At 70.1% G+C, this 22,075-nt stretch carries 22 protein-coding genes and 2 pseudogenes; 14 read left to right on the forward strand and 10 right to left on the reverse strand.

Annotated elements, in window-relative coordinates; translation table 11 throughout:
- Positions 1-480 carry a hypothetical protein gene (locus tag AC07A4_RS15930; protein ID WP_478598308.1) on the reverse strand — a complete coding sequence of 160 codons (480 nt, stop codon included), beginning with the start codon at positions 478-480 and terminating at the stop codon, positions 1-3.
- Positions 477-1,169 (reverse strand): ABC transporter ATP-binding protein, encoded by a 693-nt coding sequence (locus tag AC07A4_RS15935; protein ID WP_478598310.1) that lies wholly within the window; start codon positions 1,167-1,169, stop codon positions 477-479. Before AC07A4_RS15935 ends, AC07A4_RS15930 begins: the two co-directional genes overlap by 4 nt.
- 222 nt (positions 1,170-1,391) lie before the next feature.
- Here AC07A4_RS15935 and AC07A4_RS15940 point away from each other — a divergent pair, with 222 nt between their 5' ends.
- Both AC07A4_RS15940 and AC07A4_RS15945 read left to right on the forward strand, forming a co-directional pair.
- Entirely contained in the window at positions 1,392-2,687 is a 1,296-nt protein-coding gene (locus AC07A4_RS15940; protein ID WP_478598313.1) for a histidine kinase, read from the forward strand.
- A complete protein-coding gene (locus tag AC07A4_RS15945) occupies positions 2,684-3,385 on the forward strand; it encodes a response regulator (RefSeq protein WP_478598316.1) in 702 nt (233 codons plus the stop codon). Before AC07A4_RS15940 ends, AC07A4_RS15945 begins: the two co-directional genes overlap by 4 nt.
- Positions 3,386-3,605: 220 nt before the next feature.
- On the opposite strand, the gene AC07A4_RS15950 is transcribed toward AC07A4_RS15945, so the two are convergent.
- Both AC07A4_RS15950 and AC07A4_RS15955 read right to left on the reverse strand, forming a co-directional pair.
- Complete coding sequence (locus AC07A4_RS15950; protein ID WP_478598319.1) at positions 3,606-4,040, reverse strand: RNHCP domain-containing protein; 435 nt, start codon at positions 4,038-4,040, stop codon at positions 3,606-3,608.
- Between the two features lie 27 nt (positions 4,041-4,067).
- The gene (locus tag AC07A4_RS15955; RefSeq protein WP_478598322.1) at positions 4,068-4,442 is read right to left on the reverse strand and encodes an RNHCP domain-containing protein; all 375 of its coding nucleotides are present in this window, start codon (positions 4,440-4,442) and stop codon (positions 4,068-4,070) included.
- A 487-nt stretch (positions 4,443-4,929) separates the two neighbouring features.
- Here AC07A4_RS15955 and AC07A4_RS15960 point away from each other — a divergent pair, with 487 nt between their 5' ends.
- Both AC07A4_RS15960 and AC07A4_RS15965 read left to right on the forward strand, forming a co-directional pair.
- Positions 4,930-5,373: an Imm63 family immunity protein gene (locus AC07A4_RS15960; RefSeq protein ID WP_478598325.1), complete on the forward strand. Its 444-nt coding sequence runs from the start codon at positions 4,930-4,932 to the stop codon at positions 5,371-5,373.
- Between the two features lie 62 nt (positions 5,374-5,435).
- Positions 5,436-5,723 carry a TNT domain-containing protein gene (locus AC07A4_RS15965; protein WP_478598938.1) on the forward strand — a complete coding sequence of 96 codons (288 nt, stop codon included), beginning with the start codon at positions 5,436-5,438 and terminating at the stop codon, positions 5,721-5,723.
- Between the two features lie 68 nt (positions 5,724-5,791).
- Here the strand turns inward: AC07A4_RS15965 and AC07A4_RS15970 are convergent, their stop codons facing one another.
- Positions 5,792-6,145: a zinc ribbon domain-containing protein YjdM gene (locus AC07A4_RS15970; RefSeq protein ID WP_478598328.1), complete on the reverse strand. Its 354-nt coding sequence runs from the start codon at positions 6,143-6,145 to the stop codon at positions 5,792-5,794.
- An 89-nt stretch (positions 6,146-6,234) separates the two neighbouring features.
- Between AC07A4_RS15970 and AC07A4_RS15975 the strand changes: the two are divergent.
- Positions 6,235-6,459, forward strand: a pseudogene (locus tag AC07A4_RS15975) (ArsR/SmtB family transcription factor); the annotation flags it as partial.
- A 235-nt stretch (positions 6,460-6,694) separates the two neighbouring features.
- Here AC07A4_RS15975 and AC07A4_RS15980 read toward each other — a convergent pair.
- Positions 6,695-6,841 (reverse strand): annotated as a pseudogene (locus AC07A4_RS15980) (CorA family divalent cation transporter); the annotation flags it as partial.
- A gap of 254 nt (positions 6,842-7,095) precedes the next feature.
- On the opposite strand from AC07A4_RS15980, the gene AC07A4_RS15985 reads away from it, so the two are divergent.
- Together AC07A4_RS15985 and AC07A4_RS15990 are read left to right on the forward strand one after the other, a co-directional pair.
- Positions 7,096-8,850, forward strand: coding sequence for a UvrD-helicase domain-containing protein (locus AC07A4_RS15985; protein WP_478598331.1), 1,755 nt, complete (start codon positions 7,096-7,098; stop codon positions 8,848-8,850).
- A 583-nt stretch (positions 8,851-9,433) separates the two neighbouring features.
- A complete protein-coding gene (locus AC07A4_RS15990) occupies positions 9,434-9,943 on the forward strand; it encodes a DinB family protein (RefSeq protein WP_478598334.1) in 510 nt (169 codons plus the stop codon).
- Positions 9,944-10,104: 161 nt separating this feature from the next.
- On the opposite strand, the gene AC07A4_RS15995 is transcribed toward AC07A4_RS15990, so the two are convergent.
- Entirely contained in the window at positions 10,105-10,365 is a 261-nt protein-coding gene (locus AC07A4_RS15995; protein ID WP_478598337.1) for a CorA family divalent cation transporter, read from the reverse strand.
- A gap of 231 nt (positions 10,366-10,596) precedes the next feature.
- Here AC07A4_RS15995 and AC07A4_RS16000 point away from each other — a divergent pair, with 231 nt between their 5' ends.
- The 7 genes from AC07A4_RS16000 (at position 10,597) to AC07A4_RS16030 (ending at position 19,249) form a co-directional block, all read left to right on the forward strand.
- Positions 10,597-15,045 carry an NACHT domain-containing protein gene (locus AC07A4_RS16000; RefSeq protein WP_478598340.1) on the forward strand — a complete coding sequence of 1,483 codons (4,449 nt, stop codon included), beginning with the start codon at positions 10,597-10,599 and terminating at the stop codon, positions 15,043-15,045.
- A gap of 121 nt (positions 15,046-15,166) precedes the next feature.
- Complete coding sequence (locus AC07A4_RS16005; protein WP_478598343.1) at positions 15,167-15,913, forward strand: Crp/Fnr family transcriptional regulator; 747 nt, start codon at positions 15,167-15,169, stop codon at positions 15,911-15,913.
- 154 nt (positions 15,914-16,067) lie between these two features.
- On the forward strand, positions 16,068-16,790 hold the full coding sequence (locus AC07A4_RS16010) for a hypothetical protein (protein ID WP_478598346.1): 723 nt from the start codon (positions 16,068-16,070) through the stop codon (positions 16,788-16,790).
- Positions 16,787-17,071, forward strand: a complete 285-nt coding sequence (locus AC07A4_RS16015) for a hypothetical protein (RefSeq protein ID WP_478598348.1) — start codon at positions 16,787-16,789, stop codon at positions 17,069-17,071. Before AC07A4_RS16010 ends, AC07A4_RS16015 begins: the two co-directional genes overlap by 4 nt.
- On the forward strand, positions 17,068-17,811 hold the full coding sequence (locus AC07A4_RS16020) for a hypothetical protein (RefSeq protein ID WP_478598351.1): 744 nt from the start codon (positions 17,068-17,070) through the stop codon (positions 17,809-17,811). The genes AC07A4_RS16015 and AC07A4_RS16020 overlap by 4 nt, the downstream gene beginning before the upstream one ends.
- Entirely contained in the window at positions 17,808-18,116 is a 309-nt protein-coding gene (locus tag AC07A4_RS16025; RefSeq protein WP_478598354.1) for a helix-turn-helix domain-containing protein, read from the forward strand. The genes AC07A4_RS16020 and AC07A4_RS16025 overlap by 4 nt, the downstream gene beginning before the upstream one ends.
- Positions 18,113-19,249 carry a hypothetical protein gene (locus tag AC07A4_RS16030; protein ID WP_478598357.1) on the forward strand — a complete coding sequence of 379 codons (1,137 nt, stop codon included), beginning with the start codon at positions 18,113-18,115 and terminating at the stop codon, positions 19,247-19,249. Before AC07A4_RS16025 ends, AC07A4_RS16030 begins: the two co-directional genes overlap by 4 nt.
- A 107-nt stretch (positions 19,250-19,356) precedes the next feature.
- Here the strand turns inward: AC07A4_RS16030 and AC07A4_RS16035 are convergent, their stop codons facing one another.
- From AC07A4_RS16035 to AC07A4_RS16045, 3 genes are all read right to left on the reverse strand, one after another.
- A complete protein-coding gene (locus AC07A4_RS16035; protein ID WP_478598360.1) occupies positions 19,357-20,025 on the reverse strand; it encodes a nucleotidyl transferase AbiEii/AbiGii toxin family protein in 669 nt (222 codons plus the stop codon).
- A 5-nt stretch (positions 20,026-20,030) separates the two neighbouring features.
- Positions 20,031-20,423: a hypothetical protein gene (locus AC07A4_RS16040; RefSeq protein ID WP_478598363.1), complete on the reverse strand. Its 393-nt coding sequence runs from the start codon at positions 20,421-20,423 to the stop codon at positions 20,031-20,033.
- Between the two features lie 138 nt (positions 20,424-20,561).
- Entirely contained in the window at positions 20,562-21,722 is a 1,161-nt protein-coding gene (locus AC07A4_RS16045; RefSeq protein ID WP_478598366.1) for a magnesium and cobalt transport protein CorA, read from the reverse strand.
- Positions 21,723-22,075: the final 353 nt, after the last annotated feature.

The raw sequence follows: 22,075 nt of genomic DNA on the forward strand, positions 1-22,075 counted from the left end.
CTATTCGGCGCGCAGTGCGCTGGCCGTACGGGACATGGCCGCCAAGCCCGCCGGGACCAGCGCCCCCAGCACGGCGAGCACGACACCGCCGAGTCCCAGCAGGGCCAGCCGCGTCGGCCCGTACACATCGAGCACCGAGGGCGGCATGGTGGTGCCGATGGCGCGTGCCGTCACTGGCATGACGAGGCCGTGCAGGACGTGTCCCACGGGCACGCCCAGCAGCCCGCCGGTCACGCCGGTCTCCGCCAGCCGCTCCGCGCTCACCTCGTCCGGATCGAACCGCGCGGTGAGGTGCGCGCCCCGCTGCCCGGCGAAGGCGCGGTCGAAGGGCGCGGCCGCGGCGACCATCAGCGACCCGGCGACCACGGCCGAGGCCACGGCCATCATCGTGGCGATGGCGATCACCACCGTCTGTACGCGCCGTCGGCTCGCCCCGGAGCGCACGACCCGGCTCAGCGCGCCGTTGCCGTACGGCCTCATCGGACGGCCCGCGCGTGCGTGTCGTGGGCGAGGCGGCCGTCGGCCAAGTGGACCGTGCGGCTCGCGACCGCCGCCGCCAGCGACACGTCGTGTGTCACCAGGACGAGGGTCTGGCCGCCGCGGCGCAGATCGAGGAGCAGGTCGCGGACGTCGTGGCCCGACGCGGTGTCCAGCGCGCCGGTGGGTTCGTCGGCGAGCAGCAGCGCGGGCCGGTTGACCAACGCCCGGGCGACACCGACTCGCTGGCGTTCGCCCCCGGACAGCCGGCCCGGGTAGGCGCGGGCGTGCCGCTGGATTCCCAGCGCCTCCATGAGCTCACCCGCGCGGGCCGCGGCCTCGCGTCGGCTGACCCCGGTCAACTGGGCGGGGAGCTGGATGTTGTCGGTGACGGTGAGGTCGTCGAGGAGATGGAAGAACTGGAAGGCCATGCCGATGTGCTCGCGACGGAACCGGGCGCGGGCGCGCTCGCCCCACTGGTCGATCCGCCGCCCGGCCACGATCACGGCGCCGTCGGCCGGCCTGTCCAGACCGGCGACGAGGTTCAGGAGCGTGGACTTGCCGCTGCCGGAAGGGCCCGTCACGGCGAGGGCCTCGCCCGCGGCGACGCTGAGCGTGAGCGGTCCCAGCACCGGCGCACCGGAGTTGTCGTACCGCTTGGCCACACCCTGTAGTTCGATCAGCTGAGTCATACGAGAGGCCCGTCCTTGCGATCGCGCCAGGCGCCTGCCGCCTGCTGGCCCCGTGAACCTAGGGGCGGCCACGGGCGGGGCGCGTCGACCGCGAAACCCCTCTCGCCCCCTCCCCGCGGACGATCCGGCCGCGGACTCCTCCCTGAGGACGAGGACCCGAGGACGACGCCCTGGCCGGACAGGCGGACGCGGGGCGGGCGCGGGGCTCAGCACAATGTGCGGATGGAGACGGAAGACCGGCGCGGCAGGCGGCGACAGCTCATCGACTCGCTCCGCCCCGAGGCGAAGGCCGCCCCGCTGTCCAGGCGAGCGGTGCGCGCCGACGCGGCCCTTGCGGTCGTGCTGACCGTCGTCGCCCTGTTCGTCGCGGTGCGCTACCCCGGCGACGGGCCGGTGACCATCGATCCGCCCACGATCGACGTCGGCACCGGGGTCCCGGCCCCGCCGCCGCCCGGCCCCGCTCAGGCACCCGTGGCGGAAGACCTTCCTCCGGTGCCCTGGGCCCTGGTGCTCCTGTCGACGCTGCCGCTCGCGCTCCGGCGCCGCTCCCCGCTGGCCGTCTTCGCGGCGGTGCTGGGCGCGGGCCTGGCCATCGGCGGCTCCGCCACCTGGATCACCGTCCTGGCCTGTGTCATCGCCGCCTACAGCGCCGTCGTGTACAGCCGGTACCGGATCTTGGCGATCGCCGTCCTGGTGATCGCCGCCGTACTGTCCGGTTTCGCCTTCCGGCACGCGGACCCGGTGGCACCGGGCTGGTCGAGTCCGGGTTTCGTGCTGCTCGTGGCCGGGATGCTGGCCAGCCTCGTCCGCCTCCTGCACCTGCGGCTCGCGGCCAGCCGGGACCGGGTCACCGAACTCCAGGCGGCTCAGGAGCAGGCCACGCGCCGGGCCGTCGAGGAGGAGCGCGCCCGCATCGCCGCCGAACTGCACGACATCGTCACGCACAATGTGAGCGTGATGGTGATCCAGGCGGGTGCGGCGCGCAAGGTGATGGACGTGATGCCGGAGCAGTCCAAGGAGGCCCTGCTGGCCGTCGAGGCGGGCGGCCGGGCCGCCATGGCGGAACTGCGGCACGTGATGGGCCTGTTGGCGGCCTCGGACCACGAGAAGCCCGAAGGCCTCGAGCCCCAGCCCGGGCTCGCGCGGCTCGACCCGCTGGTCGCGCGGGTGCGCGCCGCCGGGACGCCCGTGCGCGTGGCAGTGTCGCTGCCGCCGGAGCCGCTGCCGCCGGGCGTGGACCTCGCGGCGTACCGCGTCGTGCAGGAAGCGCTGACCAACACCGTCAAACACGCGCGCGGCGCGGAGGCGTCCCTCTCCATCGGCCACACCGACACCGTCCTGCACATCGAGGTGACGGACACGGGCGGCGCGACGGGCTCCTCGCCGGTGGAGAGCAACGGCCGCGGCCACCTGGGGCTGCGCGAGCGACTTGCCGTCTACGAGGGCGAGTTGACGGCCGGTCCGACCTGCACCGGTGGCTACCGGGTCACGGCCCGCATCCCGCGGAGCGCGCCATGACGGCGGACAGGGCGCCGCTGCGCGTGGTCATCGCGGACGACCAGGCTCTCGTACGCACCGGCTTCAAGATGATCCTGGCCGCGGAGGGCATCGAGGTGACAGCCGAGGCGCCTGATGGGGCGGCGGCCGTCGCGGCGGTCCGCCGCACGCGGCCCGACGTCGTCCTCATGGACATCCGGATGCCGGAGATGGACGGCATCGAGGCCACCCGGCGCATCCTCGGCGGCGACGGACCGCGGGAGACCCGGGTCATCATCCTCACCACCTACGACCTCGACCACTACGTGTACGCCGCGCTCACGGCGGGCGCCAGCGGATTCCTGCTCAAGGACGTCTCCCCGGAGCACCTCGCGGCCGCCCTGCGCCTGGTGCGGTCCGGCGACGCCCTCCTCGCCCCCACGATCACCCGCCGCCTGATCGAACGCTTCGCCGGGCACAGCGCACCACAGCCCCACGCCCCGCACCGCGACCTGTCCGCCCTGACCGCACGCGAACGGGAAGTGCTCCGCCTGCTCGCGACGGGCCTCAGCAACGCCGAACTCGCCTCCCGGCTGGTCCTCAGCCCGACCACGATCAAGAGCCATGTCGGCCGCATCCTGTCGAAGCTGGACCTGCGCGACCGCGTCCAGGCCGTCGTCTTCGCCTACGAGACCGGACTGATCGCCCCGGGAGGGGGCGCCCGGAACGCGGACGGCTGATCACGTACGGCTGATCACGTACGGCATGGGAGCGGGCCGGTGGCGCTGACCGCGTCGGCCGGGGTCTCGGTCCTGACCTCGTAGTGAGGGGTTCCTTCCAAAGCTGTGGTGGTGTCGTCAGTCGTGGTGGTGTCGTCGAGTTGGGGGTGGTGTCCGGCCGGTGGCGGGCGGGCCACGGGGGTCGGCGTGGTGCCGGTGGTTCCCGTGGCCCGGGGCGCGGTCACAAGGCGAGCAGCGCGTGTCGGGCGATGTCGGTGCCCGTGCCCTGGAGCGGTCTGAGGGCCAGGCGCACCAGGGCGAGCGGGTTGTCGTCGCCCGCGATGCGGTTGGCGCTCAACTCGCCGCAGCTCAGGCACTGGTGGATGAGCAGCCACTCGCCGTCGGGGCGCGCGGACATGGAAAGGGCCTCCATGCGGCCCCGGCAGGTGGCGGCCCGGTCGCCCGGCACGCGGGCGTCGACGTGCAGGCTGACCAGGCAGTTCGGGCAGTGGTTGCGGTGCCCGGTGCCCGGCGCGTCGAGGGACACGGCGAGCCGGCATCCGGAGCAGGTGAAGTCGCGTCCGCGGTGCCCGCCGTGCTCGTGGAGCACGTCCTTGTGCCGCTGCGGCCGCCGCCGTACGGAGGCCTGTCGCCGGGCGGTGTTACGTCGAGGCATGACCGTCCCCTCCTTCCTTCCGGCCCGTCACAGGGCGCCGAACGCTTCGAGCGGGAACGGCGGTTGGGCGAGCGGGCGCACGGCCATGCGCATCAGGACGAGCCGGTTGTCGTCCGCGTGGACCGGGTGGGAGGTGAGTTCGTCGCAGCGCACGCAGCGGTGGACGACCATCCAGTCACCGGTGCCAAGGACGGCGATGGAGATCGGTGACATCCGGCCGTGGCACTCGCTGGGGCCGCCCTCGACGTGGTCGGTGACGTGCCGCGAATTCAGGCAGGACGGACAGTGGTTGCGACGCGTCCCGTCGGCGACGGTCGCGGACACGGTCAGGCCGCACCACGCGCAGGCGAAGGTGTCGACGGTGAGGGTGGGGGTGTTGCGGGAGGTATGGCGGGTGGACACCCGGGTGCTCCTTGCTGAGAGGTCAGACATGACAGCAAGAGCAGGCCGAGCGGCCTCGACGAGTGGGAGCCCACACGGGCGCACAGGTCTTCACGGGGAAGCCGGGCCTGCACGAGGAAGGCGCGCGAGGTGTGGACGTACGAGAACACCGGAAACCCACGTCCGGCAGCCGCGCGCGGACAGCGCGGCGGAAACGGACGGACGCTTACGCGGTGCGGCGAGGCGCGCTCGGCGCGGGCCGGGTCATCAAGACACCCTTTCAAAGGCACGAGGCCCAGTGACTGGAGGTACGCGAGTACGTCCGGTATGCAATCAAAAGTACGAACCCCAGCCTAGCCGCATGCTCGCCTCGGCGGCCAATGCTTTTTTCGGAGAGGCAGGTACGGGTCCTGATGGCGCGGCGGTGCGGGGACGCTGACTGGCGAGAGGCCGTCGTGTGGCGGAGTTCACGCCGGGGGTACCCGCACGGGAGGGGATAATCGTCCGCATGACGATAACTGTCGAGGGTGTCTACGCGGCTGTCCGTAGCACGCTGTCGGGCATCGAAGGGCTCGACGGCGCGGACGTCGTCGGCGACGGCCCGCGCGATGCGGGCTTTCCCCATGCCGAAGTCCACGAGGGCGCCGTCCACTGGGTGGTGCTGGAGCGCGGCAAGGTGGTGGAGCGTCGCGCGGCCGGGGACCTGGACGAGTTTCTGTACTGGGCGGCGCTGCACACCACCCGTGACGCGGCCTCCCGCTGGGAGCTCGAACACCGCGGTCTGCTGCCCGGCTGCGGCGACACCCGGGTGGGGTGGCTGGCCCGGCAGGTCCAGCTGCTGAGGCTGGTCAGGCCCGAGTGGTCCGACAGGTTCCGGGCGCGGATCCCGCGGCAGTGTCCGGGCGTGCGCCTTGAGGACGTGGACGCCTATCCGGTCGGGGGGCGGTCGTGAGGCTGTGGCGGCGCGGGCGAAAGCAGGAGCAGGCGCAGGAGCGGCCGGCCGGGGGAGCGGAGGTGTGGGACCGGTTCGGTAGTCCGCTGGGGAGGTTCGCGCACCCGGAGGGGACGCCGTTCGCCCGGCGTTCCCTGCCTCCCCTCTACGTGGGGTGCGGGTACCACGTGTACACCTGGATCCGGCCCTGGAGTCAGGAGGACGCCGAGAAGTACGGCTTCATCCAGGCGGGCGAGGTCGCTCCCTGGTTCGACCAGCCCGGCGGCGGAACGCAGTTCGTGCTCCCGGACGGCATCTCGGTGCAGTGGCTCATCGACCAGGGCTACCTCCGTGAGGAACCCGTACGGTGACCGGAACCGACCGCCGGTGAACCGGAGCCGCTCGGCGTCCCTGCGCGCGGGCGCGCCGCCGGGGCGGGTCAGGCCTTCTTGACCACGCTGGACTTGAGCTGCATGGACCCGAACCCGTCGATCTTGCAGTCGATGTCGTGGCCGTCGACGCCGTCGACGAGGCGGATGTTGCGCACCTTGGTGCCCGCCTTGATGCCGGACGGGCTGCCCTTGACCTTCAGGGCCTTGACGACGGTGACCGTGTCACCATCGGCGAGCACGTTGCCCACCGCATCCCTGATGACCCCGTCCTCGGCGCTGTCCGTGGCCTCGACGGCGGCGGGGGACCACTCGTGCCCGCACTCCGGGCAGATCAGGAGCGCGCCCATCTCGTAGGCGTACGCGCTGGAGCACTGGGGGCACGGGGGAAGGTTCTCGGTCACCGCAGAAGTGTATTTCAGGCCGCGGGGCGGTTGGGGCGGCCGGGGCGGCTGTGCGGGGCAGCGCCCGCCGCAGGGTCGAGTACCTCCGGATGCTCGGCCATCCGGTGCGCATGCGTGTCCTTGAGCTGTTGCGGGACGGGCCAATGCCGGTACGGGAGCTGTTGGCCGCGATCGGAGTGGGGCCCGCCGCGCTCTCGCAATAGCTGGCGGTGTTGGCACGGTCGGGCATCGTGACCTCGACACGTGAGGGCTCGACGGCCGTGTACGAGCTGGCGGGCAGGGACGTCGCGGACTTGATGCGGGCCACGCGGCGACATGGCGGACGCCCGCCGGGAACCGCGCCGCGACCAGCTCGCCGGGCTGACCGTCGCGATCGTGGCACTGCCGCTAGCGCTCGACTTCGGCGTCTCCTCCGCGCTCGGCGCGGAGGCGGGGGGCCGGGGTGGTCAGCGGTGCGTTCGGGTGTGGCTGCACTGGGAGGTCGCCCCGGCATACCGGGAGAGAGGTGCTGCATCGTTCGCGTACACAAAGAGTGTCGACCTCGTCGGCTTACCGCTGTAGCCAGTCCCGCCGCTTGTAGATGAAGTACAGGCTTACGCACACCATGGCCACCAGCAGGATCGCGAAGGGGTAGCCGAAGGCCCAGTTCAGCTCTGGCATCGCTTCGAAGTTCATGCCGCAGACGGTGCCGACCAGGGCGTCGTTGGCGGAGGGGAAACTCTGACTTGGCGATTGTGCACCCTGCCCTTCTGCTCGCGGATGGTTTTAGGATCGCTACTCCGCGTACGAGGGGGGCTGGGTATGGGGGCAGGTGGGTCGGCGTCGCGACGGGCGCAGGAAGCGCGACGCCAGGAGCGATTGCTGCGGGAACAGTGGCAGGCCGCGCGTCGGCAGGCGCATCAGTGGGAGGCGGCGAGCTCCGTGCCGGAGGCGAGCAGCGTAATGAGCATGTGGCCAAGCTCCTGGCAGTGACGAAAGTCGCTGAGGGCGCGGTTGCGTCTCTCGGCTTGTCTCCAGTGGCAGTTCAGCCGCTCATGGTCTTCGCGGGCCGACAGGTCGACGCTGTACTCGACAGGATTCGGCTCTTGGGGGAGCGAGAGGTCGGTCCCGCGTTGCTGGCGGAGCGCGGCAGGCTGCGTGCGGAATCGGTCCGCGCGATCGCCGACCATCTGGAGCGTGTTTTTCCCGACTACGAGGGATCGCGAGTCGGCCAGCAGGAGCAATCCGGCCCTGTCCATCCCCACCTGGCGGAATCCGAGGGTCTCTTCGACCTGTCCGGCCTGCGAGACGCGGCCCTGGAGGAAGCGTTACGGGCCCCGATCGAGCAGTGGATGACGTTCCTCCACCCCGACCAGGTCGCGCTGGTTCGCCGCAACTGGTCGGGACCGGCGCGCATCAGCGGCCCGGCAGGAACAGGTAAGACGGTGGTCGGCCTGCACCGTGTGGCGCACCTTGCACGACGCACGAGCGGCCGGATCTTGTACGTGACGTTCGCCAACAACCTGCCCAGGGTGCAGAGCACCTTCCTCAAGACCATGTCTCCGGCCGTCGCTGGCCGGGTAGAATTTCGCAGCCTGCACTCCTGGGCGCAGGAGTTCCTGCAGGAACGCGGAGTCCAGGTCCGGCTGCATGGCGACAAGGCCGAGACCGCCTTCAGCCTCGCCTGGAAGCGCGTCGGCCGTGACAGCCGGCTTGCGGAGATAGACCCGGCTCCGCTCTACTGGCGCGACGAGATCGCCTACGTTATCAAGGGCCGTGGCATCACTGCCTTCGAGGAGTACGCGGCCGTGCCTCGGCGCCGCCGCAGGGCGGTGCTCCGCCAGCCGCATCGCCAGGCGGTGTGGGCGCTGTACGAGGAGTACGAGTCCCTGCGCGTCGAGCGCGGCGTGCACGACTTCAATGACGTCCTCTCCCTCGCTCTGGCAGAGGCGACGCGGCGCACAGACGAGCCGCGCTATGCGGCGGTGATCGTCGACGAAGTCCAGGACCTCACTCTCGTCGGGGTACGCCTCCTGCACGCCTTGGTCGGCGATGTCCCCAATGGGTTGTTGCTGGTCGGCGATGGTCAACAGGCGGTCTACCCAGGAGGGTTCCGCCTCGCTGACGCCGGCATCGACATCCGAGGCGACCGCGGACAAGTGCTGCGCACCAACTACCGCAACAGCAAACAGATCCTTGACGCGGCCCTCGCTGTCGTCGCCGACGACACCTTCGACGACATCGACGGCCTGCGCACATCCGGCCGCCGGGACGTCGACCTCACATACCACGACGGGCAGGTGGTCCGCTTCACGAAGTCGGCGCTGGCCGAACACGACCACGCTCTTGTGGACGCCTTGCGAGCACTGCCCAACGGCGCGCGAGCTGACGTCGCCGTGTTGTGTCCGTCCATGCGGGCCATCGGCCACTACCAGCGGCTGCTCACCCAGGCGGAGATCCCGGTGTGCTTGCTGGAGCACTACGACGGCAGCCCCATCGACGCGGTCAAACTGGGGACGTATCGCAGGGCCAAGGGCTTGGAGTTCAAGCGCGTGCATCTGCCGCAGCACCAAGCCGCCCTGCCGAACGAGACGCCGCCCGGCGATCCAGGCGCCCCAGAGCCATCCGAAACAGCACGCGAGCGCGAAGAGCTGTTGCGCAGCCAGCTCTTCGTGGCGATGACCCGGGCCCGGGACGTGCTGTGGTTGGGCAGTGTGGATCGATAGGGGTGTCCGTCGCACCTTGGAACTCTGTTGGGGCGTCAGGGGGAGAATGCGCGAGGGTGCGCATGGCGTGTGTCGTACTGTCGGCGCCGCGTGTGGCTGACGCGGTCGTCTGAGAGGCGGTAGAGAGCACGGTGGCACCGTGGCCGGGAGGTGAGGCGGACAAATTCGGCATACGCCTTCGCACGCGACTGACTCCGGCGCGACGAGAGCCTGGGCATTTTCCTCACCGACGGGGATCAAGGGCTCTTCGGCCGGGCACAGGTGCTACAGGTACTTGACCACCTCCGCGATCTGGACCCAGAGCGCTGCGGCGACGAGGTCGATGCGCCAGCCCTACCTGGTGCACCAGCTGGCGCCGTGACTACGCCGACACTTGGCTGGGCGACGCACCCGCAGACACAGGCGACGCCGTGTGTCGCGTCGGAGTCTCTCTTGGCATGGTGTCGAACGCCCTCAGCCACTCCGACCGCGAACGGCACCCCTCGTAGCGACAGCCAGGCCCCGGTCGACGGGCCTCGTATGGAGACAGCTGACGGGAGTAGATTCTGGCCATGAACACCGGCGCGGATGAGGAGTACGGCCAGTGACCAGCGACAACCGCATAGGACCGCCCAGCTTTGGAAGCGAACGCGACACGCTGCGGGCCTTTCTCGACTATCATCGCGCGACCCTCGCCATGAAGTGCGAAGGGCTTGCCGACGAGGAATTGCGGCAGCAGTCGATGCCGCCGTCCACGCTGTCGCTGCTCGGTCTGGTGCGGCACATGGCGGAGGTGGAGCGCGCTTGGTTCCGTCGGGTGTTCGAGGACAACGACGCGCCCTTGGTCTGGTCCGACGAGATCGACTTCCAGGCGGCCTACGACGCGAGCGCGTCGACCAGGGGCGAGGCGTTCGGGGCCTGGGAGGCTGAGGTGGAGAACTCGCGCCGCATCGAGCGGGAGGCTGAGTCCCTGGACCAGGCCGGGTATCAGCCGAGGTGGCGCGAGAAGGTATCGCTGCGGATGGTGATGGTGCACGTGCTCATGGAGTACGGCCGCCACAACGGGCACGCGGACCTTCTGCGCGAGGGCGTCGACGGGATAGTGGGCGCCTGAGCCCGAAGGGACTACCGGTCTCCCCTCGCCGCTCCTATCCAGGGAATCGCTCGCGCGGCTGGAAGGAGAGGGCCAACGTCAGGGAGTGAGGGCGGAGTTGGGCTTCACCTTCGAGGGGCGGTGGCTGAATGTGAATCGAGCTGGCTGGCGGGGAGTGTTGTTTACAGCCAGTCCCGCCTCTTGAAGATGAAGTACAGGCTCACGCACACCACCGCCATCAGCAGGATCGCGAAGGGATAGCCGAAGGCCCAGTTCAGCTCTGGCATCGCGCCGAAGTTCATGCCGTGGATCGTGCCGACCAGCGTCGGGGTGAAGAGGATGGCGGCCCGAGACGAGATCTTCTTGAAGTTGCCTGCTGGGTGGCGTTGACCTGTGCTGATGTGATCACTAATGGCTCTGGCCAGCGCTGATGCTGCTTTCATCACCTTTCAGGCTGACGTCGCGGTGCGCATCCGATTCTCTCTCCCCCGCGCTCCCCCAGTAGCGTTCGTACTCCCCAAGTCCTCCCCAGAGATGGCCCACATCGCGGCTGCTGTAGAAGACGGCTGGCCGCCAGCTTTGCATGAGGCTTGCTCAGTGGTTCTCGCATACATGCGGTAGCGTCCGCGCACGCGCGCGGCCCATTTGGCCGGGCCGGAGGAGCAGGGGGCACGGTGGCACCGCGGCTGGGTGGTGAGACGGACAAGTTCGGCAACCGCTACGAGGGAGCCTGGACGATCAGACATGCCCTGTACGTGCTGCTGGGCTCGGGCACATCGCTCTGCCTCGAACCGGGTGGGTTGCTGGGCGACGGGGTCGAGTTCGTCTACCGGCACGACCACGGGACGGAGGTGCACCAGGTCAAGCGGCAGAACCGCAACGCGAACAACTGGAATGTGGCCTCTCTCCACGCCAAGGGAGTGTGGGAGAGCCTGCGTCCGCATGTCGAGGCGGGCCGGACGTTCCACTTTGTCTCCGTGGTCCCCGCTCGCGCGATCGATGAACTCGCCGACCGCGCCCGCCGCTCCGACGATCTCGCCTCCTTCGAAGCCGAGTGGCTGACGGACGAACTCCGGGGTCCCTTCGATGTCCTCGCCTCGGGTGGCATCTACGGTTCCACCGGGACGGCCTGGAGGATGTTGAGAGGGCTCCGGGTGGAGTGGCACGACGAACGGGACCTCGTGCACACCAACGCCGTCTTGGCCGAACAGGTTCTGTCCGGAGCACCGGGCCGCTTGGCGGCGCACGCCCTCGGGCAAGTCCTGCTCGACAGCCAAGGAACCACACTCGACGCGGCGGCCCTCACCACCCGGCTGGCGCCGTACGGATTGCGGGGTGTCGGGCGAGCCGACGTGGTCGCGGTGTCCGACGCTGTGGGAACGGTGACGCGCCGGTGGGCGGCGAGCGTCGAACGTACGTTGCTTCGGCCCGCAATCCCCCGGGAGGAGGCCACTTGCCTCGTCGCGGAGGCCAGCGAAGGCACCCGGAGGCTCGTCCTGCTGACCGGAATCGCGGGTGGCGGGAAGAGCGTTGTGCTGCACCAAGCCTTCACCGCCCTCAACGAGGCGGCCATTCCGGTTCTCGCCTTCCGTCTCGACCGTCTGGATCCCTTCGGCTCAACCCATGAACTGGGCCAGCGTGTCGGCCTGCCCACGTCCCCGGTCGGCGCACTCGGTGCCGTGGCGGATGGGCGCCCCTGCGTCCTCGTTGTGGACCAGCTCGACGCCGTCAGCATGGCGTCGGGGCGCATCCCGGAAGCTTTCGACGCGGTGGCCGACCTGGTGGACGAGGCTGCGGCACATCCCGGCATGCGGGTGGTCATGGCCTGCCGGGCGTTCGACACCGAGGCCGACGCCCGCATCCGCAGGCTCGCTGCTCCGGACCACTGCACACGCGTCACGGTCGGGTCGCTCTCCGATGGCCAGGTCGACAATGCGGTTGCAGTCATGGGCCTGGACGTTTCCCGACTGGCCCCGCCACAACGGGCGTTACTGTGCTCACCGTTGCATCTCGTCCTCCTGGAGCAGGTCGCGGACAAGGCAGAAGCCCTCCTCTTCCACACCACCCGGCAGCTCTTCGACGCCTTCTGGGACACCAAGCAGGAGCAGTGTGCCCGGCGTCCGTCTGTGCGTTTTCACGACGCGGTCTCGGCCGTCGTCGCCGCGATGAGTGCGCGCCAGCGGCTGTCCGTGCCGTACAGCGTGCTTGACACAGACGACCTCGTCGCCAGCCGAAAGGTATTGGAGTCGGAGTCTGTCTTTGTGCGCGACGGGCACCAGATGGTCTTCTTCCACGAGAGCTTCTTCGACTACGCCTTCGCCCGCGACTGGCTCCGACGTGGAGAGAGCTTGGTCGCCTTCCTCACCGGCGGGGAGCAGGAGCTGTTCCGCCGCGGACAGCTTCGACAGGTGCTCGATCACCTGCGGGACCTCGACCCGGAACGCTTCGTCGACGAGGTCGAGGCACTGCTGACGAGTCCAGACATCCGCTACCACCTCAAGCACCTGACCCTGGCCGTGCTGCGCGGCCTGGACGCTCCCACCGTCGGCGAGTGGGGCGCTGTCGCCCGTGTGCTGGAAACGCGTCCGCCGTTCCGCGACCGCCTCGTCGACATGCTCGGCACGCCCGCCTGGTTCTGTCGTGGGGACGACGAAGGGGTCTTCGAGAACTGGCTCGGCAGCGCCGACACGAGAGAACAGGACTCGGCGGTACGGCTGCTGGTGGCAGTCGCCGATGCCCTACCCGACAGGGTGGCCCGCCTTCTCGAACCGCACGCCGCTGACCCCGGGTACGGGGCGTGGCTGACCCAGATCGTTCCCCACGGCCGCCTCGCAGGCAGCCGACCGCTCTTCGACCTCCTGCTCGACGGCGTCCGAGCTGGCCTCTTCACTGGCACCGAACACGCCCTCTGGTTCCCGGCGGGCGACCTAGCGGCCCAAGAACCCCTTTGGGCGGTCGAGTTGCTGGGTGCACTGCTGGCGGAACACCCAGACGCACTCCGGCTCGACGACCAAGGCAGGGTGGCGGTACTGCTGAACCGGGACTACGCGGCGCTCAAGACGGTGACCGCCGCCGCTGCCGGCGCACCGGAGGAGTTCTGCGTCCGGATGCTCCCGATCCTGCTGGCCGTCATGAGCCTGACCGCCTATCCGGTACAGACGGGGTGGCCCGTCCACGATCGTCACTTCTCGTACCGCCATCCCCTTGAGGACCCCGACGACCTGACTGACGCCCTGCTGCAAGGCACGGCCGAAGCTCTGCGGAGTACGGCAGGCCGGGACGCCGCGCGAGCGCGTCAGCTCGTGGAACAGCTGGCGAGCGAGCCATACGATGCGGCGCAGTGGTTGCTCTACCAGGCGCTGATCGCGGGGGGCTCCGACCTCGCCCCGTGGGCCGCCGAAATCCTGCTCCAGGGCAGACACCGTCTGTTGTCCGGCTCCATTGCCAATGTCGTGTGGGGCGCCCGTGAGGTCCTCCATGCCATCGGCGGCGCTCTGCCCGACAACGCCTTCGGGCAGGTAGAACAGTCCCTGCTCCACCTGCGCCTTCCCCCGGACGAGGAACTCTCTCCCTGGCACGAGTTCACCCTATTTACGGCGCTTCCCGAAAGGCGGCTCTCCGAGCGGGCGGCGCGTCGGCTCGGAGAACTCCGCCGACTCCACGGCGACCGACGGGAGCCAGGCGAACCGGAGGGAGTGACGGGTGGGTTCGTCGGACCGCCCATCCCGGCGGAAGCGGCCCAGCATATGAGTGACGACCAGTGGCTGAGGGCCATGAGGAAGCACAGCCGGGACCGAACGGACTGGGCGACCCATACCGGTGGGGCACGCGAGCTGTCCCACGTGCTGCGGAGCATGACGGTGAAGGACCCCGGTCGGTTCGCGCGGCTCGCCGTGCGGGTCGACGCGGGAGCGCACCCGGCCTATGGCGCATCGCTGCTCCTCGGCCTTGGTGAGGCCGAACCGTACGACGATCCGGAGACCGTCTTCGCGGCCGTGCGGCACTTCGCGGTCGAGGGCGGGCCGGAGCAGGGCCGGTGGCTGGGCCACGCCCTGCGGAAGTACCTCGACCATGCGCCGCTCGACCTGGTGGAGGCACTCCTGAGCCGAGCACTCGATTCGGGCGAGACGGGCGGCGCCGCCGATCTGCTCGACGTGGGCGGGGGCGATGTGGCGCGTGACCTGCTCACCGCCGGGATCAACACCGTACGCGGCAGCGCGGCCGAGAGTCTGGGTGATCTACTCGTCCATGACGTGGACGGGTCCCGCGCCGCCCTGATTGTCCCTCGCCTGAGCCGACTGGCAGCCGACCGCTCCCTCGACGTCCGGGCGTGCGTGGCCCATGTGCTGCATGCAGCAATCCGTCATGATCGCCCGGCGGTGGCCGCTGCGTTCGCGATCCTCGTCCAGGCCCCCGACCACCTGCTGGCGTCACCCTATGTTCGCCGCCTCGCCGTTGCCCTGATGCACGGGGACCCGGCGTCGGCCAGGCCACTGACGGAGCGCATGCTGCACTCCCCGGTGGCGCCGGTGCGTCGGGTTGGTGGCCAGATCGCCGCGCTGGCCGCGATGGAGTGGGAGACGCCCGGCCTGCTGGCCAATGTGCTCGCCGGTAACGACACGGCACAGCGGCAGGGAGCCGCCGACGTATGCGCCCAGCGTCTCCTGAACACCGGTGATGCGGCGCTCGCCCATCACGCACTCGTGCGGTTCTTCCATGACCCCAAGGAGGACGTGCGGGAAGCCGCCGCCGCAGTGGCTGCCGCGCTGCGCGGCAGACGTCTGGGACCCTATCGACGGACACTGACCGCACTGATCGACTCCCACGCCTTCGGGGCCGCACTGCATCAGTTGCTGATCACGTTCGAGGATGCTCCTGACCGGGTTGACAAACTGGTTCTGACCGGCGTGCGGCGCTTTGTCGCGGTGTTCGGAACCGCTTCGGCCGACCTCACCCGCGGTGCGGCGGCCGACGCCCGCCACATCGGCCGCCTGTTGGTCCGCGCGTATGTCCAGGCATCTTCACCCGCGCGCCGGTCTGAGATCCTCGATCTGCTTGACCAGCTGTTGCTCTCCGGGTCCCATGGTGTGGCAGAGGCGATCAACGACTCCGACCGGAGCTAGCGAGACCGGCCCGCAGGATGCTCCAGGTGTGCGCCGCCACGCGCCCCGGCGTGCGTCCGGCGCCCCGGCAGCCAGACCGGAACCGATCGCAGTCGCGGTGACCGAGTGCTGTGCTGTGCACATGATGCACGGCTCGAACCCCAACGGTCGCGTGGTCTTCCTCGAAACGTTGTCGCCCGAATCACGCGCCGCCTTCGCCCGGCTCGGCAGTCGACGCCGCTACGCCGTGGGAGACGTACTCATTCATGAGGGCGACCACACACAGGAGTTGGTGGTCCTCCAAAAGGGCTTGGTGAAGGTGACCGCCCGGCTGGACCGTGACAGGGTGTCACTCGTGGACATCTGGATCGCCGGGGATGTCGTGGGCGAGATGGCGGCGGTGGGTGTCGGACCGCGATCGGCCACGGTCACCGCCTGCGGCGATGTGGTCGCCACCGTCGTTCCGAGGCATGAGCTGGAGGCCTTTCTCCTTGCCCATCCAGAGATGGCGCTGTCCCTCTTCCAGATGGTCTGCGGTCGGCTGCGCCGATCCGACCGCCTGCGGCTCGAACTCGGCGGCTACCCGGTCCTGGTTCGGCTGGCGCGTGTCCTCGTCGAACTTGCCGAGTCGCATGGGCGGCCCGCGGAGACGTTCAGGGGACCCAACTGGAACAAGGTGCGCATCGAGGTGAAGCTGTCCCAGTCGGAGTTCGCCGCCCTCACCGCGTCCACCACGGACACCGTTCACAAGGCTCTCGCTCACCTGCGGAAGCGCAAGATCATCACCACCGGCTCCCGGCAGACCTCCGTTGAGGACATGGCCCGCCTGCGCAAGGCAGCCCGGCTGAGTGTGCCGTCACCTGGCAGCATGGCAAGTAAGCCGCACTAATACGGCATCCTTTGCCGCTCCCGCCCCTTCCTCCCACAGTTGGCGTGCACCGCACCCAACCCCTTCTGGAAGGTGGCGAGTTGTTGTGAAAGAGCGTTCTCATTCCCGCCCGCCGGGCGATCTGACACGCCGTCGGCTGTGTCTGGCCGCGGACGTGGAGCAGTACAGCCGGCTCGACACCCGGACGCAGTCGGCCGTCCAGTCCGAGTTGGTTTGGACGCTGGACAAGGCGGCGGCACTGGCCGGCCTTGACCGGGCAGCCTGGACGTGTCAGCCGCAGGGTGACCTGGAGTTCGCCGTCCTCCCCGAGGCAACGCCGGAGGACGCAGTCCTGGGCCCCTTCGTCCACCATCTCGCGGTCTGCCTGGGGGACCGCGACACTCGCCCTACCGCTCAGCGTGTCAGGCTGCGGCTGGCCGTGGACACGGGCGTGGCCGCTGACGCCGCCCTCGGGCACGCCGGTCCCGCCCCGGTCGCCGTGGCCCGCTACATCAACGCGCCTCAGCTCCGAGCCGTGCTGGCCACCCTCACCACGGCAGATCTCGTTGTCATCGTGTCGGACCGGCTGTACCAGGACGTCGTGCGGTCCCGGCGGGGGGACCTCGATCCCGCGCAGTATGTGCGTGTTCATGTGCGGGTGAAGGAGTTCGGCGGATACGGCTGGATCCACGTGCCGGGCCATGCGCCGCACGAGGTGCGGTCAGCCGTGGCGGAGGCGCCGGAGCCGAAGCCCGCGTCGGCCGTCGGCGTCCCGAGCAGGACGGCCCTGTCCCAGTACGTCCATCAGGGCGCCGCCGTCGGCCGGGACGTCGTCGGCGGGCTCACCGTCGGCTTGCCCATTCCCCCTCCGCCAGCCGGCTCCGGGCCCACTCGGTGACGGCCCCCTACAAGGCCTCGCCCTGGCGCGAGCGGGGCGACAACCAGTGGGCGGACTACGGGGTGAACGTCGGCCACGCCGTGTACGGCGGCATCCACTTCCACCCGCCTGCCTCGCCCACCGCACGGTCCCGGCGCCGGAAGGGGACGGCGCACCCCGCCCGCCTGGCGCGGTACGCGGCCTTGCGGTCGGCCCTGACTGATCTCGCGCGGGCCTGCGGCCGAGTCGCTGCCGCCCTGGCGTATCTCCGGCCTGACGAGGCCGGAAAGGAGGAGGTATGACACCGATCGTGCCCGGCAGTGTCTTCGCCTGGATCGACCGGGGCGTCCTCGGACCGCCCGGCGTCACGCGGCCGTCCCTCACGGTGCACATCGACTCCCGCGCGGTCTTGCTCTCCCCGGAGGAGAGCAGGAGGGCGCTGTACGGCCCTCGACGGGACGCGGCGCTGGGTGCGGCGGTCTGGCGACAGGCCGTCACCGAGGCCATGACGGAGCCACGGAACGGCGACGGCGCCGGACGGCTGCTTGTCGTCTGGCTAGCCCTCCCCGGGCTGTACCGGAACCTGCACCGGATCTTGCGCCGCTGGCGGCGGGTCGGCCGGGCTGATCTGGAGTCGGAGGCCGTTCTGGCCGTGCTTGCCGCCCTTGACGCGGCGGATCCGGACAGCCCGGACACGGGCGGCCGCCTGATCAAGGAGGCGGTGAACCGGATGTGGGCCTACGCGAAGCGCATCACGCGGGAGGTTCCCGTCGTCGACATCGGTGCCATGGCTGATGGCCGCAACGCCATCGCCCCGCCGGAGGAACGGCCTCGCCCGCCCGAGGGGTGGGAACTGCACATCACGCCTCCGCCCCGCCGGGACGGCCTGTACGCCACACTCCGATTCGCCGAGTCGCACCCTCCACAAGACGGCCGCCGGACCGGTACCCGCCTGCCCGACCTGGTGTTCCGGGCTCGTCGTCACGAGGAGGCCGACCTCATCGGCACGCTGGTCCTGCGCCCCGCGGGAGCCCGGCGGTGAGTGGGCGGTCCGGCCCGCCGCTCGGCTTCGCGGAGGCCCTCGACCTGCCCCTGTGCGTCGACCTGCGCACAGCGGCCCGCGCCTTCGGCGTCTGCCCCGCGACGGCGTACAAGCTGGTCCGCCTCGGTGCTTTCCCGTGCCCTGTGCTGCGGGTCGGCGGACGCTACCGCATCCCTACCGCCTACCTGCTGCGCACTCTCGGCATCGAGGAGCGGCCGCTGTACGTCGTCCCTCTGGAGGACGACACGGCGCCCGCAGCCCGACCCCACGAGATCCACGCTCATACATCGGAGGTTCCCGAATGATCAAATCACAGGCGCTCCGACAGGAGTCCGACCAGGCCCGGCGGTGCTTTGTCGTCGGCCCTATCGGTGACCCGCACGCCGCCCACGGCAGCCCCGAGCGCGAGGCGTACGAGCACCACCTCGGAATCTTCGAGCAGGTGATCGCCCCCGCCTGCGAGAAGTACGGCATCAACGCCGTGCGCGCGGACGGCATCGCGCACGCCGGTGACATCAACGAGCAGATCTGCCGACACGTTGTTGAGTCCGATCTGGTCGTCGCGGACGTCAGCGGCGGCAACCCCAACGTGATGTACGAGCTGGGGCTGCGGCACATCACCGGCAAGCCGACGATCCACATCGGAGAGGCCGGGCAGTTGCCCTTCGACATCGCATCGATCAGGACGATCCGATACCAGCGGACGCGCAGCCAGCTGGCGGGAGCCCGCAAGGAGATTGAGAGCACGCTGGAGGCCGGGCTCCGGGACGGCTTCGAACTTCTCACGCCGGCACGGGTGCTACGCGGACTCCAGGCCGGTGACGGGCCGGCCTCCGGCTCGGAGGCCGATGACGGAGGGAAGGGGGAGGACGAGGACTCGCCCGGTCTGCTCGACGACTTCGCCGTCATCGAGGACGGACTGGACGAGATGACCGCCGACATGGAGGCCATCACAAAGACGATCGAGACGATTGGGGCGCTGACCGAGCAATCCGGCAGCGAGATGCTCGACCTGACGCAGGCGAACGCGCCGATGAGCGCACGGCTCGCCGCCGTCGCCCGGTACGCGGAGACGATCAGTGCTCCGGCGGGTGAACTGAACACCGTCGCCGTCGCGTTCGCGGAACGGATGGCGACCATGGACAGCGGCGTGCGAGCTGCTCTGGGCCTGATCGAGATGACACCCCCCGACGAACGCGGCGAGGGAACGGAGGAGTTCCTGGAGCAGCTGATGTCCCTGGACGAGGCCGCGCAGGACGGTCTGGCGCAGATCGGCTCCTTCGGCACCTCCGCAGGCGCCATGATTCGGGTGAGCCGATACCTCCACAAGCCGGCAAAGGAGATCTCCGCCGCCGTGAAGCAATTGACCTCTGCCATCACGAGGATGGGGGAGTGGGCGACGAAGGCCCGGGCGCTGGCGCGCACTGCCGCCGCATGACACTGCCTTGTAGGGACCCGGACCTCTTCCAGAGGCCCGGGTCCTGTGTGTCACGCAGGCTGCTTGCACACTCACGGCCTGGCAGGTGCGGTCTCGCCTGGGCGCGATCAGTCGATGTCGGGGCCACCGGCTTCTTCGAGGAGGCGGCTCGCAAGGTCGTCGGCCCACTCCATGGCCCAGGTGCGCAGCGCGGAGATGGTGGCATCGTCGAGGCCGTAGGCGGTGAAGGCTTCGTCGTCAGTCCACTCGGCGCCGGTCAGGTTCGCCTGGAGGTCCTCGCGCTCGAAGCGACCGCGGGCGTGACGTCGGCCGAACTCTTCCAACTCGGCATTCGTCCAGCGGAGGGACGCGGCGAACACATCGATCAGGTCGCGGGGCGCCCCGCGATCGGCGAGGGCGCGAACCTTGGTCCCGATCACGTCCTCCTCGGCGAGGACGGGCCCGTACGGGCTCTGGGCGATGGGCCGCCAGAAGATCTCTTTGAGGATGTCGACTTCGCACTCCTGCCCGGTGGCGGGGTCGGTCACGGTGAAGCGAGCGGACAGCGGGGCGGTTTCCAGCGTCTGTACTGTCCAGCCCCGGGCCGCTAGACCGCTACAGAGTGTGGCCGCGATGTCGGCCATGGGCGCCGGGTTCTCGGTGGCGACATCGAGGTCCTGGCTGGGCCGGTTCACGAGGCGGTGCGCCCGCACGGCGTACCCGCCCGTGAGGACCAGGGGATACGGCGAGCCGAGGGCGATCACATCCGCCAGGAGCCGCGTGTGCAGCTCCGGCATGTCCGTCACGCGGCTGCCCGGGTGCGGGAGGCGAGCTCGGGGAAGGCGTCCTCCCACACGGTGCGCACGGTGCGACCGACGAGGGTGCGCAGAGCGGGCCACAGCTGGAGGAGCAGGTCCTGGTTGAGGTAGCGGGGCAGGTCGTCGTGCAGGCCCTCGTGCAGGACGGTGCGGTAGAGGCCCATGCGCTGACGAGGTTTACCCAGGTCGTACACGGTCATTCCGGACCAGGCCAGGTGCAGCGGCAGCTCCACGAGTCCGTGGGTCGGCCCGTGTAGCTCGTCCAGTGACTCCGGCAGGCGACGGCGGAATTTTTCCCGGTACAGTGCGAGGTCCTCGGCGTCTGCGCCCGAGAGGTTCCTCGGCCCGGGTCCAGTGTGCTGCGGGTGGGAGGCCATGCTCCCATTATGGCGGCTGCACAGGGCTGGGGACTCGTAGCTCCGTCCCTTGCGCCGATGTCACTGTCCGTTGCGGATGCACAACGGCCACCGGCGAGACGCTTGGCGGAGGACGGGATTGAGCTTGGCAAGCGGGAATCAGAGCCAGTCCCGCCGCTTGAAGATGAAGTACAGACTCACGCACACCACACCCATCAGCCCGATCGCGAACGGGTACCCGAAGGTCCAGCTCAGCTCCGGCATGGTGTCGAAGTTCATGCCGTAGATGGTGCCTACCAGGGTGGGGGCGAAGAGGATGGCCGCCCAGGAGGAGATCTTCTTGATTTCCTCGTTCTGTTCGAAGCCCGCCTCCGCGAGGGCTCGCATTTCTGCGTTCTGTTGTTGGGTGACCAGCGTGGCGTTGACGGTGAGGATGTCCGCGAGGGCCTGGCGGAAGCCGTCGACGCGTTCGCTGGTGTGGGTGACGTGGTCGGCGACGTCGCGCAGGTAGCGCTGGAGTTCCTCGTCCGTGCCGTACTTCGCGAAGCCCGCCATCAGGCCGTGCAGCATGCCGACCAGGGGGCGGGTCGCTCGCTGGAACTCGACCATTTCGCGGGCCAGTTCGTAGATGCGGCGGGAGACCTCGGGGGCGCCGCTGAAGACCTCGGTCTCGATTTCGTCGATGTCGTTCTGGACGCCGGAGACGACCGGTGCGTAGCCGTCGACGACCGCGTCCAGGATGGCGTAGAGGACCGCCTCGGGGCCCAGGCGCAGGAGTTCGGGGTCCTCCTCCATGCGGTGGCGCACCGCCGACAGGTCGGGGGCGGCGCCGTGCCGGACGGTGATGACGAAGTCCGCGCCGACGAACACGTGCAGCTCGCCGAAGTCGACCTCCTCGGGCGCGTCCAGGTAGCGCGCCGCGCGCAGGACGACGAACAGGGTGTCGCCGTAGCGCTCCAGCTTGGGGCGCTGGTGGGCCTCCATCGCGTCCTCGACGGCCAGCTCGTGCAGGTCGAACTCGGCGGCCAGGGAGAGGAGTTCGGCTTCCGTGGGGCGGGCGAGGCCGATCCATGCCATGCCGTCGGGGCGGGCCCGCAGCTCGCGGTAGGTCTCGGCGAGCGTCGCGGGCGACGAGACGCGGACGCCGTCGCGGTAGAGGGCCGCCTGCACCACGCTCGGGGCCTGGGGCGCCGGGGCCTTCTCGGAGCGGTGCCGGGCGGCCGGGTCGGCGGCCGACGGGGTGGCGGGCCGCTCGGGCGCGCGCCGCCAGGAGTGCTTGCGCGCCTGCTGTGGGCGGTGTGCTCGTCGCTCCGGGGTCACCGGGGGCCCTTCCTGTCGCCGCTTCGTCTGGTCGCCCGCGCCACCGGCTCGCGCCGGCCGCCGAGGGGCCCGGGGGCCCTGGAGGGCCGCCGACGGGTCGCCGCCGGTCGCGGTCGTCCGGGCCGCCCGCCCCCGTACCCCCTGGGCAGGCGCCCCGGAGCAGGATATATGCGGCAGATGGCGCGAGCGCGGCGCCCTTCCCGCCGCTTGCGGACCATAGGTGTCCGCAACCCGCGTTAGCGTGCGGACCATGACGAAGACCCCGGCAGGCCCCCCGGCCCCGGCCCCGGCCCCGGTCCTTGGCCGCCGCGCCCTGAACCGCGCCACCCTCGACCGGCAGCTCCTGCTGCGCC

It is taken from the genome of Streptomyces sp. NPDC043996 (assembly GCF_056435225.1).